14 protein-coding genes are annotated in these 14,072 nt (G+C 71.0%); 12 read left to right on the top strand and 2 right to left on the bottom strand.

Translation table 11 applies throughout. The annotated features are described in order from the left end of the window. Window positions 1-155 precede the first annotated feature (155 nt). The gene (locus ASG74_RS12265) at window positions 156-602 is read left to right on the top strand and encodes a DUF6636 domain-containing protein (protein ID WP_156465394.1); all 447 of its coding nucleotides are present in this window, start codon (window positions 156-158) and stop codon (window positions 600-602) included. A gap of 27 nt (window positions 603-629) precedes the next feature. Here ASG74_RS12265 and ASG74_RS12270 read toward each other — a convergent pair whose 3' ends face one another. Beyond that, on the bottom strand, window positions 630-1,502 hold the full coding sequence (locus ASG74_RS12270; RefSeq protein WP_056143843.1) for an EamA family transporter: 873 nt from the start codon (window positions 1,500-1,502) through the stop codon (window positions 630-632). A gap of 5 nt (window positions 1,503-1,507) precedes the next feature. Next, window positions 1,508-3,022: an aldehyde dehydrogenase (NADP(+)) gene (locus ASG74_RS12275; RefSeq protein WP_082569723.1), complete on the bottom strand. Its 1,515-nt coding sequence runs from the start codon at window positions 3,020-3,022 to the stop codon at window positions 1,508-1,510. 85 nt (window positions 3,023-3,107) lie between these two features. Here ASG74_RS12275 and ASG74_RS12280 point away from each other — a divergent pair, with 85 nt between their 5' ends. The 11 genes from ASG74_RS12280 to ASG74_RS12330 all read left to right on the top strand — a co-directional run bounded on the left by ASG74_RS12280 (window position 3,108) and on the right by ASG74_RS12330 (window position 14,059). Next, window positions 3,108-4,271, top strand: a complete 1,164-nt coding sequence (locus ASG74_RS12280) for an NAD(P)/FAD-dependent oxidoreductase (RefSeq protein WP_056143850.1) — start codon at window positions 3,108-3,110, stop codon at window positions 4,269-4,271. Beyond that, the gene (locus ASG74_RS12285; protein ID WP_056143853.1) at window positions 4,268-4,534 is read left to right on the top strand and encodes a (2Fe-2S)-binding protein; all 267 of its coding nucleotides are present in this window, start codon (window positions 4,268-4,270) and stop codon (window positions 4,532-4,534) included. Before ASG74_RS12280 ends, ASG74_RS12285 begins: the two co-directional genes overlap by 4 nt. Further along, the gene (locus tag ASG74_RS12290) at window positions 4,524-5,990 is read left to right on the top strand and encodes an FAD-dependent oxidoreductase (RefSeq protein WP_056143856.1); all 1,467 of its coding nucleotides are present in this window, start codon (window positions 4,524-4,526) and stop codon (window positions 5,988-5,990) included. Before ASG74_RS12285 ends, ASG74_RS12290 begins: the two co-directional genes overlap by 11 nt. Window positions 5,991-6,036: 46 nt before the next feature. Then, complete coding sequence (locus tag ASG74_RS12295; RefSeq protein ID WP_327035076.1) at window positions 6,037-6,996, top strand: dihydrodipicolinate synthase family protein; 960 nt, start codon at window positions 6,037-6,039, stop codon at window positions 6,994-6,996. A gap of 4 nt (window positions 6,997-7,000) precedes the next feature. Next, on the top strand, window positions 7,001-8,002 hold the full coding sequence (locus ASG74_RS12300; RefSeq protein WP_056143859.1) for a proline racemase family protein: 1,002 nt from the start codon (window positions 7,001-7,003) through the stop codon (window positions 8,000-8,002). 153 nt (window positions 8,003-8,155) lie between these two features. Further along, window positions 8,156-9,325 carry a branched-chain amino acid ABC transporter substrate-binding protein gene (locus tag ASG74_RS12305; RefSeq protein ID WP_056143862.1) on the top strand — a complete coding sequence of 390 codons (1,170 nt, stop codon included), beginning with the start codon at window positions 8,156-8,158 and terminating at the stop codon, window positions 9,323-9,325. A gap of 109 nt (window positions 9,326-9,434) precedes the next feature. After that, window positions 9,435-10,340 carry a branched-chain amino acid ABC transporter permease gene (locus ASG74_RS12310; protein ID WP_200942605.1) on the top strand — a complete coding sequence of 302 codons (906 nt, stop codon included), beginning with the start codon at window positions 9,435-9,437 and terminating at the stop codon, window positions 10,338-10,340. Further along, window positions 10,340-11,467 (top strand): branched-chain amino acid ABC transporter permease, encoded by a 1,128-nt coding sequence (locus ASG74_RS12315; RefSeq protein ID WP_056143866.1) that lies wholly within the window; start codon window positions 10,340-10,342, stop codon window positions 11,465-11,467. Before ASG74_RS12310 ends, ASG74_RS12315 begins: the two co-directional genes overlap by 1 nt. Further along, complete coding sequence (locus ASG74_RS12320) at window positions 11,464-12,330, top strand: ABC transporter ATP-binding protein (RefSeq protein ID WP_056143869.1); 867 nt, start codon at window positions 11,464-11,466, stop codon at window positions 12,328-12,330. The genes ASG74_RS12315 and ASG74_RS12320 overlap by 4 nt, the downstream gene beginning before the upstream one ends. After that, entirely contained in the window at window positions 12,327-13,040 is a 714-nt protein-coding gene (locus ASG74_RS12325; RefSeq protein WP_056143871.1) for an ABC transporter ATP-binding protein, read from the top strand. The genes ASG74_RS12320 and ASG74_RS12325 overlap by 4 nt, the downstream gene beginning before the upstream one ends. Then, a complete protein-coding gene (locus ASG74_RS12330; protein WP_056143875.1) occupies window positions 13,037-14,059 on the top strand; it encodes a proline racemase family protein in 1,023 nt (340 codons plus the stop codon). Before ASG74_RS12325 ends, ASG74_RS12330 begins: the two co-directional genes overlap by 4 nt. Window positions 14,060-14,072 lie beyond the last annotated feature (13 nt).

Consider the following 14,072-nt stretch of genomic DNA (forward strand, 5'->3'; position numbering starts at 1 on the left):
ACTCCCATTCCGGCATCGGCCTCGCCGGAGAGGCGTAGTTTCCGAGGATGGTCCGGTCCAGCATCTCGACATGCCTGGTCCTGGGTGCTCTGACGGCGCTCACAGGATGTAGTCCCGACCCGCCACCGCGACCTCCCACCACGGTGACGACGACGGTGACCGCAACCGCAACCGCCAGCTCGAGTGCCGCTCCGACCACACACCAGTTCCCACCGAAGCCGCCCTCGAAGGCGAAGACGGTCACGCTGCACAGCTTCGTCACCCCCAGCGGGAACATCCGGTGCACCGATGAGGTGGGTGGCCTCCTCTCCTGCCTGGTGGACAAGACCGACTTCCCGACCCCGGAAAGGCCCCGGGACTGCGCCGAGGACTGGGCCGAAGGCGAGATCTCGTTCTCCCCGCCGAGGACAACGCTCGGTTCATGTCGGGGAGACCCGCCACCCGCCGCCCTGCACCCCGATGCCCCGACGTTCGAGTACGGAACCGTGAACCAGCTGAAGGGTGGAGTTCGGTGCCTCAGTGAGGAGCAGGGGCTGACCTGCTGGACGCCCGGGACGGGACACGGCTTCTTCGTCAGCAGGTCGGTCTTCGCCGTCTTCTGAGGCTACTCACTCCCAGCTCGACACCGCCTAGGACCCGGTCGCCTCGGCGGGGTCCTGGCGTGCGCTCACCCCGAGCACGATCGCGGAGGCGAGCACGACGAGGGCCATACCGACGAGCTGCAGGGTGCTCAGGCTCTGGCGCAGCACGAGGAAACCGGCAAGCGCGGCAACCGCCGGCTCGAGCGAGAGCAGGATCCCGAACACCTTCGCCGCGAGGGTGCGCAGGGCGACGAGCTCCAAGGAGTAGGGGAGGACCGAGGAGAGGACCGCGATGCCGAGCCCCTCGAGGAGGACGGTCCGGTCCCACTCCGGCGCCGAGCCGGCTCCGAGGGGGAGGACGACGAGCGACGCGACGCACAGGGCGATGGCAAGTCCCTGCAGCTGGGGAAAGGCCGCACCCGTGCGTCGGGAGAACACGATGTATGCCGCCCAGCACGCTCCGGTGAGGAGCCCAAGACCCAGCCCACGCCACTCCAGCTCGGCGAACGGCACCTCGAACGCCCGGGACACGAGGACGACCCCGGCGCCGGCGCAGAGCACGGCGATGGCATCACGCGGCCTGCGGGAGAGGACGGCCGCGAGGGTGAGCGGACCGATGAACTCGACGGTGACGGCCACGCCGATCGGCAGGTGGGCCAGCGAGCTGTAGAAGAAGAAGTTCATCGCGCCGAGGATGAGTCCGAAGGTCAGCACGGTGCGCACCGCGGCCCGTGAGTGCCCGCGCAGGGTGGGGCGGGCGACGACGAGCATGACGGCGGCAGCGAAGAGCAGTCGCAGCAGCACGGACCCGCCGGCTCCGATCCGGGGGATGAGCAGGGCGGCGAGAGTGGCTCCGAACTGGACCGAGACGATGCCGCCGAGGACGAGGAGCGGGGCCGGGACAGTCGAGGCTCGGGGCACGCGCGTCAGCGTAGCTCGACGGGCAGGAGCTCCTCGGGCAGGTTCTGGTAGCTCACCGGACGGAGGAACCGAGCGATGGCGAGAGTGCCGACAGAGGTCGTCGCCGGGGCTGAGGTCGCTGGGAACGGGCCGCCGTGGACCATCGCGGTCGCCACCTCGACCCCGGTGGGCCACCCGCCCCAGAGGACGCGGCCGGCCCGGTCCTCGAGGACCGGGAGCACGCGCTGGGCAGCGTCGTGGTCCTGGACGGTCCCGTGGACCGTTGCCGTGAGCTGGCCCTCGATGCCGGCCAGGACGTCGACGAGCTCCTCGACTGAGGGGTAGCGCACGACGAGCCCCGCCGGTCCGAAGACCTCCGCGGACAGGCCCTGCTCGCGGCGGAAGACGTCGAGGTCGGTCGTGACGAGGGTCGGGGTCGCCGTGGCGTCGGTGACCTCTCCGGCCGCCACGACCTCGACGCCCTCGACGGCTCGCCAGGCCTGGACTCCCTGCGCGCAGGCCTGCGCGATGGCAGGGGTGAGCATGACCTGGGCCGGGGACTGCGCGAGCTCGGCGGCCGAGGCGTCGACGAAGGCGTCGCCGTCATCCCCTGTCGGGACGAAGACGAGGCCGGGGTTCGTGCAGTACTGGCCGGCCTCCTTGACGAGCGAGCCGGCGAACTCCCGGGCGAGCGCGCCCGGGTCGGCGAGCGCACCGGGTAGGACGACGACCGGGTTGACCGACGACATCTCGGCATAGACGGGAATGGGCACCTCGCGGCGCTGACCGGCCTCGACGAGTGCGAGGCCGCCCCCGCGGGAGCCGGTGAAGCCGACCGCGCGGATCCGCGGGTCCACGACGAGTGCCTGGCCGACCTCGGCGCCGCCGTGGAGCATCGAGAAGACACCCTCCGGCATGCCGGTGCGCTCGGCGGCGCGCTGGACCGCGCCGGCGACGAGCTCGGAGACGCCGGGGTGCGCGGGGTGGGCCTTGACGACGACCGGGCAGCCGGCCGCCAGCGCGGATGCGGTGTCGCCGCCGGCGACCGAGAAGGCCAGGGGGAAGTTGCTCGCGCCGAACACAGCCACCGGGCCGACGGGCACGTGGGTGAGGCGTAGGTCCGGACGCGGCAGCGGCTGGCGGTCGGGAAGGGCGGTGTCGTGGCGGCGGCCGAGGTAGTCGCCGTCGCGCACGACGCTGGCGAAGAGCCGGAGCTGGTTCACCGTGCGGCCGCGCTCCCCGGCCGCGCGTCCCTGCGGCAGTGCGGTCTCGGCAACCACACGCTCGGTGAGCACGTCGCCGAGGGCGTCGATCTCGTCCGCGATCGCCTCGAGGAAGCTCGCGCGCTGCTCGCGGGGGACGGCGCGGTAGGCCGGTGCCGCCTCGGCGGCGGCCCGGCAGGCCACCTCGACCTGCTCCGGACCGGACTCGTGGAAGTCCCCGGGCAGGGACTGCCCCGTGGCCGGGTTCACGGCGTGCAGGGCCGGGCCGGTGCCGGGGCTCCACTGGCCGCGGATGAGGGTCGCTCCGGTGACATTCATGACAGGCTCCATGGGGTCGCGAGGTCCGAGAACGCCATGATGCTAACAGTGCCATGTAACATTGCACTATGCGTGGAGCGGACCGATGAGGGTCGTCGTCGTCGGAGCCGGCATCATCGGGGCCTGCGTGGCCCGGGCCGCCGTCGTCGCCGGCTGCGAGGTGGTCGTGCTCGATCGCGACCAGGTGGGCTCAGGCACGACGAGCCGGGGCGAGGGCAACGTCCTCGTCTCCGACAAGCCGCCGGGGCCAGAGCTCGACCTCGCCCTCGCGAGCCGTCGTCGCTGGCAGGACCTCGGCGACGAGCTCGGACGCGATGCCCTGGAGCTCGAGTCCAAGGGGGGACTCGTCGTCGCCACCTCCCAGGCCGCGCTCGAGCCGCTGTCCCGCCTGGCCGCAGCCCAGCGCGAGGTGGGCGTCGAGGTGGAGGCCGTCACTGACCCCACGCACGTGGAGCCGTTCCTCACGCCAGAGGCAGCCGGCGCCCAGTGGTACCCGCAGGACGCCCAGGTGCAACCGGTTCTCGCCGCAGCCGCCGTGCTCGCCGACGCCCGCCGCCGGGGAGTGCAGTACCGCCCGGGGACGGAGGTCGCGGCCGCCCGAACCGGACAGGACGGCCGCCTCAGGGGCGTCGTGACGACCTCCGGCGAGGTCATCGCGGCAGACGCCGTGGTGAACTGCGCCGGGACCTGGGGTGGCGTGGTGGGTCGCCGCCTCGGCGGCGAGGTGCCGGTGCTCCCACGCAAGGGCTTCGTCCTCGTCACCGAGCCGCTGCCTCCGTCTGTGCGGCACAAGGTCTACTCCGCGGACTACGTCGCCAACGTCGCGGCGTCCACCGAGGGCCTCGAGACGTCCTGCGTGGTCGAGGGCACGAGAGGCGGGACCATCCTCATCGGGGCGAGCCGCGAACGGGTCGGCTTCGACCGCTCGATGAGCCCCCTGACCGTGCAGCGCCTTGCCGCCCAGGCGGTGGCGCTCTTCCCGTTCCTCGCCGGTGTCCAGCTTCTGCGGGTCTATCGCGGCTTCCGGCCCTACTGCCCCGACCACCTTCCTGTCATCGGCCCCGACCCGCGCGTCGCGGGCCTGTTTCACGCGTGCGGGCACGAGGGAGCGGGCATCGGCTTGGCGCCGGCGACGGGAGACCTCGTCGCCGCGCACCTCACCGGTCTCGACCCGATGCTCGTCGCGGGCGTCGACCCGGCACCCTTCCTGCCCGAGCGCCTGCTGCGCATCCCCGAGGAGACTTCGTGAGCACGAGCACCTTCAGGTTCGACGGGACCGACATCGCGTTCGTCCCGGGACAGAGCGTCGGCGCCGCCCTGGTCGCGGCCGGCCGGCCGTCGTGGCGGACCACCCGACACGAAGGCTCACCCCGCGGTCTGTTCTGCGGGATCGGCGTCTGCTTCGACTGTCTGGTCACCGTCGACGGCTTCCCCAACGAGCGCGCCTGCCTCGTCCTCGCCGAGGCCGGCCAGCAGGTGAGCACCCAGGAGGGGAGCGGACATGACCGCTGAGGACCGTCGCGCGCACACCCGCGCGCACACCCGCGCGGACCTCCTCGTCGCCGGGGGCGGCCCCGCTGGGCTCACCGCCGCGGCGACCGCCGCTTCGGGCGGCCTCTCGGTCGTCCTCGTCGACTCCGGGCACGCCCTGGGTGGGCAGTACTGGCGCCATCCCCCGGCTGGTGCGCAGATGAGCGGAACCGACGGATTCCACCATGACCTCACGGCATACCGCTCGCTGGTCGACACGATCTCGGGACACGCTGAAACCGGGCTGGTCGACCTGCGTCTGGGGCACCACGCGTGGACGGTGCGCCGGGACGAGGACGGGATCGAGCTCCACGTCGTCGACCGGCGCCGTCCCGGTGCGGACCGCGCGGTCGTCCTCAGGGGCCGCCGGCTGCTCGTCGCCTCCGGCGCGTACGACCGGCAGCTGCCGTTCCCGGGCTGGGACCTGCCCGGGGTCTACACCGCGGGTGCCCTCCAGGCTCTGCTCAAGGGCGGTGGTGTCGCCGCCGGCCGCCGCGTCCTTGTCGCCGGCACCGGCCCGTTCCTGCTGCCTGTCGCTGTCGGCCTGGCCGACGCCGGGGTGCGGGTCGTCGGCGTCCACGAGGCGAACGACCCCCGGCGCTGGCTCCGCCACGCCAGGGCGGTGGCCGCCCTGCCCGGCAAGGCCGTCGAGGGGGTGGAGTATGCCGCGGCCCTGCTGCGCCACCGCATCCCGGTCCGGGTGCGGTCGACCGTGGTCGCAGCGCACGGCCGCGAACGGGTGGAGGCCGTCACCGTCGCCCGGCTCGACCGCGACGGCAGGCTGATCGAGGGGACACAGCAGCGCATCGCCGTCGACGCGGTCGGTGTCGGCTGGGGCTTCACGCCCCAGCTGGAACTCGCCGTGTCCCTCGGCTGTGAGCTGATCGGCTCCGAGGACGGCAACGCGGTCGTCGACGTAGATGCCTGGCAGCGCACCTCCGTGCCGGGTGTCCTCGCGGCGGGCGAGACCACCGGGATCGGTGGGGCGCTGCTCGCCGGGCTCGAGGGCCGGCTTGCCGCTGAAGGACTGCTGCGCGAGGTGGGCTGCGGCGCGCCGTCGGTGCGCCTGCGGCCGGTCCGCCGAGCTGTGGCGCGCCAGCGCGCCTTCTCGCGGGCGATGCGTGAGGCCCACCCCGTCCCCGCGGGCTGGCCCGCGTGGCTCGACGACGAGACGACGATCTGCCGCTGCGAGGAGGTTCGTCACCGCGTCGTGCGCGAGGCCGTGGCGTCGGGCGCGAGCGACGGGCGGCAGGTCAAGCAGCTGACCCGGACCGGCATGGGCTGGTGCCAGGGGCGGATCTGCGGCTTCGCCGTCGAGTGCCTGGCCCGTGGCGAGGTACCGGGGGTGGCCGCGCCCGCCCCTGCCAGCGAACGGCTCGTCGCTGCCCCGCTGACCCTGGGCGCACTGGCCCGTCTCCCGAGTCATGAGGTCGAATGACCACCATGTGAGATGCAGTGCAATGTAATATTGCACTGAGTCGCCGATGCGCTCTACCGTCATCCCGGACAACAACGACGTTCATCCGGCCGAGGAGGCCCTCATGTCCCAGCCCGAGTCCCGCAAGCCCTGGCACGGAGTGCTCGTCGCGACGAGCCTGCAGTTCACCGACGACCTCGAGATCGACTACGCGGCCTACGGCGAGAACGTCGCGTGGCTCGCCGAGCAGGGCCTGCACGGCGTGGCTCCGAACGGGTCGCTGGGGGAGTACCAGACGCTCACGGTCGAGGAGCGCGACAAGGTCGTCGAGACGGCCGTGGCCAACGCGCCCGAGGGCTTCACGGTCATGCCGGGTGTCGGTGCCTACGGCGGCCGTGAGTCCCGTCGCCACGCCCAGTTCGCCAAGGACGCCGGGTGCCAGGCGGTCATGGCACTCCCGCCGAACGCCTACCGCACCGACGAGCGGGCGATCCTCGAGCACTTCGAGCTCATCGCCTCCGTCGGACTGCCCGTGACGGCATACAACAACCCGATCGACACCAAGACCGACCTCACGCCGCAGATCCTCGCAAAGCTGCACTCGGAGGGCTTCGTCGTGGGCGTCAAGGAGTTCAGCGGTGACGTCCGCCGCTGCTACGAGATCTCCGAGCTCGCACCGGGCCTCGACCTCATGATCGGCACCGACGACACGGTGCTCGAGGTCGCGATCGCCGGAGCCAAGGGCTGGGTCGCGGGCTACCCGCAGGTCTTCCCGCAGGCGACTCTCGCGCTCTACGAGGCCGCGCTCGCCGGGGACCTCGCGACCGCCGTGCCGCTCTACCGCCAGCTCCACTCGGTGCTGCGCTGGGACTCCAAGACCGAGTTCATCCAGGCGATCAAGCTCGGCCAGGACATGATCGGCCGCAACGGCGGCGGATGCCGTCCCCCGCGGCAGCCGCTCACGGCCGAGCAGGAGGCCACGGTCCGCGAGGCGACGCAGGCGCTCATCGACGCCGGAGTGAAGTGAGCCGATGCGTTCGAGCGTCGTCTACCACGCTGTCGACTCCCACACCGAGGGGATGCCCACCCGGGTGATCACCGGAGGGGTCGGGGTCCTGCCGGGCGCGACGATGTTCGAGCGCCGGGAGCGGTTCGTCGCCGAGCGGGACCACGTCCGGACCCTGCTCATGCGCGAGCCGCGCGGCCACTCCGCGATGAGCGGGGCGATCCTCCAGCCGCCGACCCGACCCGACGCCGACGTCGGTGTCCTCTACATCGAGGTCTCGGGCTGCCTGCCGATGTGTGGCCACGGCACCATGGGCGTCGCGACGGTGCTCGTCGAGACCGGCATGGTGGAGGTGACCGAGCCGGAGACGGTGATCCGGCTCGACACCCCCGCCGGGCTCGTCACCGCCCGGGTCGCGGTGCGCGACGGGCACGCCGAGTCGGTCAGCCTCGAGAACGTCCCGTCCTACTCTCACGCACTCGATCAGGTCGTCGACGTACCCGGCTTCGGTGAGGTGCGCTACGACATCGCCTACGGCGGGAACTTCTACGCCTTCGTCTCCCTCGACGACCTCGGGATCCCGTTCGAGCGGGCGCAGGGCCAGCGGATGCTCGATGCCGGCCTCGCCGTCATGGACGCCATCAACGAGCAGAACCCGGTGGCTCACCCCGAGAACCCGGCGATCAACGTGTGCCACCACGTCTACCTCGAGGCGCCGGGCTCGACGGCGCAGCACTCGAGGCACGCGATGGCCATCCACCCCGGCTGGTTCGACCGGTCCCCGTGCGGGACCGGCACGAGCGCCCGGATGGCCCAGCTCCACGCGCGAGGGCTGCTCGCAGCCGGCGAGGACTTCGTCAACGAGTCCTTCATCGGATCCCGCTTCGTCGGCCGTATCCTCGGCGACACCACGGTCGGCGACCTCCCGGGCATCCTTCCGGAGGTGACCGGCCGGGCCTGGATCACGGGCACGGCGCAGTACCTCCTCGACCCCACCGATCCCTACCCCGCCGGGTTCGTCGTCTGACGCAACCGGCCCAAGCCCTCAACCCAGGTTGGGAACTGTCACACAGCGTCGTGGGACTTCCGTGGATGACACGGCGCGGCGGCACGACCGGTCCGGACAGCAGTCCGGGCCGACACGACGGCCGGTCACCGGCCAGGAAGCGGGACGTACACCATGAGCACACCACACCGCCGTGCGGCCGTCGGCGCCGCCGCACTCTCTCTCGCCCTGGCCCTCGGTGCCTGCGGCGGCGGCCTCAAGGAGGGCTCGTCCTCGAACGACTCCGGCGAGGACGCCAAGGGCGACATCAAGCTCGGCATGCTCACGCCGCTGAGCGGCAGCTCGGCCGCGATCGGGCCCTACATGAAGAACGGCGCCCAGCTCGCGGTCGACGAGATCAACGCCGCGGGTGGTGTCGACGGGCGCAAGCTGGCGCTGACCGTCGAGGACGAGGCCTGTGACCCGAAGACGGCCGCGGCAGGTGCCGCCAAGCTCGTCACCGCCGGGATCAACGTCTCCGTCGGGGGCTACTGCTCCTCGGCCACCCTGCCGACACTGAGCATCTTCGGCAAGGCCGACATCCCCATGCTCATCCCGGCGGCGAACTCCGCCGACCTCCTGAAGTCGAAGCTCAAGAACGTCTTCCTCGTCAACGGCACCGGGATCCAGCAGTCCCAGGCGGCGAGCGACTTCATCAAGAGCAAGGGCTCGAAGGCCGTCGCGCTCCTCGACGACAACACGTCCTACTCCAAGGACATCACCACCCGCACCGCCGACAACCTCAAGAACGCCGGCGTCGCGGTCGCCAACAAGCAGTCGGTCACGGCCGGCGAGTCCGACTACTCGGGCGCGGTCACCGCGGTGATGCGCGCGAAGGCCGACTTCGTCTACTGGACCGGCTACTACCAGGAGGGCGGCCTGCTCATCAAGCAGCTCCGCAGCGCCGGCTACAAGGGCGACATCATGGTCGCCGACGGAGCCGTCGACAAGAAGCTGGTCGAGATCGCTGGTCAGGCCAACGCCCAGGGCACGTACGCCACGATGACGCAGACGCCGGCAACGATCCCCGGTGGCGACGCGTGGATCGCGAAGTACAAGAAGGCCTTCGGCAGCGACCCCGGTCCGTACTCGCCGCAGGCCTATGACGCCGTCCGCATCGCCGCCGAGGCGGTCAAGGAGGCCAAGGGCTCGACCAAGGGTGAGGACCTCATCACCGCGCTCGAGGGCATCGACGGCTTCCAGATCTTCTCCGGCAAGCTGAAGTTCACGCCCGAGCACACGCTGAGCGAGGGTGGCTTCGACATCCTCGTCGTCAAGGGCGACGATTTCGCGCTCAACTCCTGAGGCTGTTCTCCTCCGCGCTCGGTCCCGAGCGCAGGGACGGCGGCGCCGCGTCCTCGTGACGAGGCGCCGCCGCCCCGCCCCCTGACCCACCCTCGACGGAAGGAGCGAGATGGACTACGTGCTGCAGCTCATCCTCAACGGGCTGTTCGTCGGAACGTTCTATGCACTTGTCGCCCTCGGCTACTCGATGGTCTACGGCATCATCAAGCTGCTCAACTTCGCCCATGGCGACATCTACATGCTCGGGGGCTTCGTCGGGTTCACCCTCCTCACCGTGGGATCTGGCGCCCTCGCCGGCGGCGGCGGCATCATCGCCCTCGTGGTCGTCATGGCCTTGGCCATGGTCGCGACCGGGCTCGTCGGCCTCGTCCTCGAGCGCGTGGCCTACCGCCCGCTGCGCAGCGCCCCGCGACTGTCGGTCCTCATCACCGCCGTCGGCGCCAGCTTCGCGCTCGAGTACGGCGTCGCGGTCGGCTACGGCCCCAACCCACGCGCCTACCCGGTCACCGTGGGCGGCGGCGCCGTCCACCTCCTCGGTGCACGGATCACGTATGCCCAGCTCGTGATGATGGCCATCGCCGTCATCCTGATGTTCGGTCTCGACACCCTCGTGCGCCGGACCCGGTCGGGGCGCGCCATGCGGGCGATCTCCCAGGACCCCCGCGCCTGCCTGCTCATGGGCGTCAACGTCGACCAGGTCATCTCCCGAACGTTCTTCATCGGCTCGGCCCTCGCCGGCGCCGCCGGGGTCATGGCGGGTGCGTACTACGGGAAGATCGACTTCCTCATGGGCTTCATCATCGGCCTCAAGGCGTTCACCGCGGCCGTCATCGGCGGCATCGGCAACATCCGGGGAGCGGTGCTCGGCGCCATCGTCCTCGGCCTGCTCGAGTCCTTCGGGACGGCGTGGCTGGGCAGCCAGTGGCGCGACGTCTTCGCCTTCGCCTTCCTCATCCTCTTCCTCACCGTCAGGCCCACAGGTCTCCTCGGCGAGCGTGTCACGGAGCGTGTGTGATGACCGATCCCTCCCTGCCGCGTGACCCCGCGGGAACCCAGCTGCCCCCGGAGGAGAGCAGCGCCTACGTCCGAGCCGTGGAGACGAAGCAGCCGGCCAACGTCGCTCCGGCCGGCACGGGCCTGACGCCCGCGGCGAAGGGGCACGGCCCCACCTCCGCCTCCCGCGTGGTGTCGAGCCCCTGGTTCGCCGTGGCCATCGTCGTGCTCGCGATCGCGTTGCCCTTCATCGACTCGGGTGCCTACACGCTGCGGATCGCGACGGATGCGTTGATCTTCGTCATGCTCGCCGTCGGTCTCAACGTCGTCGTCGGCTACTGCGGGCTGCTCGACCTCGGGTATGCCGCGTTCTTCGCCATCGGTGCCTACACCGCGGGCCTGCTCTCGACGACGTTCGGCTGGCCGATCATCGCCACGATTCCCGCGGTCGTGGTCATGGCGGTCGTCGGTGGCCTCGTCATCGGCGCCCCGACGCTGCGGCTCCGCAGCGACTACCTCGCCATCGTCACCCTCGGCTTCGGTGAGATCATCCGGATCACCGCCAACAACCTCGACATCACCGGCGGACCCAACGGGCTCTTCGGGATCCCGGACTTCGGTGACTTCGGCTACCGCAGCGACGTGACGATCTACTGGTTCACCGCAGTCGTCGTCTCGCTGGCCGTCATCGCCTCCTCACGCCTCGGCCGCGGCCGGCTCGGCCGCGCCTGGCGCTTCGTCCGCGAGGACGAGGACGCAGCCGAGGCCATGGGTATCCACACGTACAAGGTGAAGTTCGCGGCATACGTCACGGGTGCGATCTTCGGTGGGCTGGCAGGAGTTCTCTTCGCCGTCCACCAGACCGCGATCTCACCACCGAGCTTCAACTTCCTCTGGTCCGCGCTCATTCTCATGGCGGTCGTCCTCGGCGGGATGGGCTCGACGCCAGGAGTCGTCGTCGGCGCCCTCGTCATCTCGCTGCTGCCCGAGCTGCTGCGTGGTGCCGAGAACTGGCGCTACCTCGTCTTCGGTGTCCTGCTCATCGTGGTCATGATCTTCCGCCCTCAAGGCATCTGGCCGCACACACCGTCCGAACCGGCGAGCGCCGCCCGCCGCGAGCCCGACCCCCAACCGGAGGTGACCGCGTGAACGCCGTCCTCGAGTGCCGTGACCTCGCCGTCGCCTTCGGAGGCGTGCGTGCCGTCGACGGGCTGAGCTTCGACGTGCACGAGGGCGAGGTGCTCTCCGTCATCGGGCCCAACGGTGCCGGCAAGACGAGCGCGTTCAACTGCATCACCGGCTTCTACAAGCCGACATCCGGCTCGGTCTCGTTCCGGGGTGCAGACATCACCGGCGGTCGGCCCGCGAACATCGCCGCCGCCGGGATCGCCCGGACGTTCCAGAACCTCCGGCTCTTCGGGGACCTCACCGTCCTCGACAACGTGCGCGCCGGGATGCACGTCCGGTTGCGACAGAACGCCTTCGACGCCATCCTCCGCACGCCGCGCTACCGCCGCTCGGAGCAGGTCGCGACCGACGAGTCGCACCGCTGGCTCGACTTCGTCGGCGTCCGGTCCGACCGGACGACGCAGGTGCGCAACCTGCCCTACGGCGAGCAGCGCCGGGTGGAGATCGCGCGGGCGCTCGCCCGCGAGCCGCAGATGCTGCTCCTCGACGAGCCGGCCGCCGGCCTCAACCACGGCGAGAAGGAGGAGCTGCTCGCGCTTCTGCGCCGGATCAGCGACCTCGGGACCGCCGTCGTCCTCATCGAGCACGACATGGGCCTCGTCATGGAGGTGTCCCAGCGGATCGTCGTCATCAGCTACGGCAAGGCCATCGCCGAGGGCACACCGGCGCAGATCCGCACCGACCCCGCCGTCATCGAGGCCTATCTCGGCGCCGAGGACGCGGAAGCCCGCAGCGAGGCCGAGCAGATCGCGGCGGAGCAGGCCGAAGAGCTGCGCGCCCACGAGAACCGGGCACGCTCCAGCGCACAGGAGGAGGGACGATGACCAACGTCCTCGAGGTGGACGCCGTCGACGTCGCCTACGGCAAGGTCCAGGCGCTCACCGGGGTGAGCCTCACCGTCGGTGAGGGCGAGGTCGTCTCGCTCCTGGGCAACAACGGCGCGGGCAAGTCGACGACGGTGTCGACGATCTCAGGCCTCGTGCGTCCGCAGCAGGGGACGGTGACGGCCTTCGGGCGCGACATCACCCGGGCGACGCCGTGGTCCATCGTCGAGCAAGGGCTCATCCACGTGCCCGAGGGGCGCCGGATCTTCTCGCGACTCACCGTCCACGAGAACCTCCTCCTCGGTGGCTACACGATCAAGGACAACTCCCTCATCGAGTCCCGGGTGCGTGAGGTCTACGACCTCCTGCCGCGCCTGGCCGACCGACGAGCGCAGCAGGGTGGCACCCTCTCCGGTGGCGAGCAGCAGATGCTCGCGATCGGGCGGGCGATGATCGCCGGGCCCCGCCTCATCATGCTCGACGAGCCGACGATGGGCCTGGCTCCGCTCGTCGTGGCCCAGGTCATGGAGACCATCGCCGCGATCAACAGCGCCGGCGCCTCCGTGCTGCTCATCGAGCAGAACGCACGCGCGGCCCTCAAGGTCGCCCACCGCGGCTACGTCCTCGACTCCGGACGGGTCACCCTGACCGGCACTGCAGCCGAGCTGGCCCGTGACCCGCAGGTCGTCGAGGCCTACCTCGGCAAATGAGCACCGCCGACATCGAGACCTACCGCACGGTCGACTACCACACCGGTGGCGAGCCCTTCCGCATCGTCGCGGACGGGCTGCCGCCGCTGACGGGAGACACGGTCGCCGACCGCAGGGCGTTCGCCATCGACGACGCGCAGAGCCAGCGGATCCGGGCGATCCTGTGCAGCGAGCCCCGCGGCCATGCCGACATGTACGGCGGGTTCATCACCCCTCCGGACGACGACGGCGCCGACCTCGGGGTGCTCTTCTGGCACAAGGACGGGTTCTCCACCGCGTGCGGACACGGGACGATCGCGCTCGGTGTCTGGGCGGTCGACACAGGTCTCGTCGAACGGCTCGAGGACGGCGAGACCGACGTCGTCATCGACGTCCCGTCCGGGCGAGTGCGCGCCCGGGTGCGCTTCCAGGCCGGTGAGGTGGCAGACGTCACCTTCGTCAGCGTGCCGTCATGGGTGCATGCCCGCGGTGTGGACGTCGTCACCTCACGCGGGCCGGTCACCGTCGACATCGCCTTCGGCGGTGCGATGTATGCCGTCCTGGCGGCTTCCGACGTCGGGCTCGAGGTCCGTCCACAGGACGTCACCGGCCTCATCGCCGTCGGTCGCGAGATCCGTGACGCGCTCAACGCCGCCGGGGCTGCCCAGCACCCGGATGACGAACGACTCTCCGGTGTCTACGGCACGATCTTCACCGGGCCGGGCGACTCGGGCGACCCACTCCACCAGCGCAACTGCACCGTCTTCGCCGACGGTGAGGTGGACCGGTCGCCGTGCGGGTCGGGGACGGCGGCCCGGGTCGCGCTCCTGGCCGCCTCCGGGAAGCTCGCCGACGGGCAGGTGCTGCGACACGAGTCCGTCGTGGGTTCGGTCTTTCTGGCCCGTGTGGTCGATCATGGTGTCGACAAGGGGCGGGCCGCCGTCATGGCGGAGGTGACGGGGACGGCATACCGCACCGGTGCGAGCGAGTTCACCGTCGACGTCCGTGACCCGATGACCCCCGGCTTCGTGCTTCGCTGAGCATGCCGGAACG

It is taken from the genome of Knoellia sp. Soil729 (assembly GCF_001427985.1).
Lineage (GTDB): Bacteria > Actinomycetota > Actinomycetes > Actinomycetales > Dermatophilaceae > Knoellia.

Bases quoted from the DNA above. Each gene is read 5' to 3' on its own strand.
- ASG74_RS12305 (WP_056143862.1), top strand. From the start codon at position 8,156: ATGAGCACACCACACCGCCGTGCGGCCGTCGGCGCCGCCGCACTCTCT.
- ASG74_RS12325 (WP_056143871.1), top strand. From the start codon at position 12,327: ATGACCAACGTCCTCGAGGTGGACGCCGTCGACGTCGCCTACGGCAAG.
- ASG74_RS12290 (WP_056143856.1), top strand. From the start codon at position 4,524: ATGACCGCTGAGGACCGTCGCGCGCACACCCGCGCGCACACCCGCGCG.
- ASG74_RS12315 (WP_056143866.1), top strand. From the start codon at position 10,340: ATGACCGATCCCTCCCTGCCGCGTGACCCCGCGGGAACCCAGCTGCCC.
- ASG74_RS12310 (WP_200942605.1), top strand. From the start codon at position 9,435: ATGGACTACGTGCTGCAGCTCATCCTCAACGGGCTGTTCGTCGGAACG.
- ASG74_RS12330 (WP_056143875.1), top strand. From the start codon at position 13,037: ATGAGCACCGCCGACATCGAGACCTACCGCACGGTCGACTACCACACC.
- ASG74_RS12280 (WP_056143850.1), top strand. From the start codon at position 3,108: ATGAGGGTCGTCGTCGTCGGAGCCGGCATCATCGGGGCCTGCGTGGCC.
- ASG74_RS12300 (WP_056143859.1), top strand. From the start codon at position 7,001: ATGCGTTCGAGCGTCGTCTACCACGCTGTCGACTCCCACACCGAGGGG.
- ASG74_RS12275 (WP_082569723.1), bottom strand. From the start codon at position 3,022: ATGAATGTCACCGGAGCGACCCTCATCCGCGGCCAGTGGAGCCCCGGC.
- ASG74_RS12295 (WP_327035076.1), top strand. From the start codon at position 6,037: ATGCGCTCTACCGTCATCCCGGACAACAACGACGTTCATCCGGCCGAG.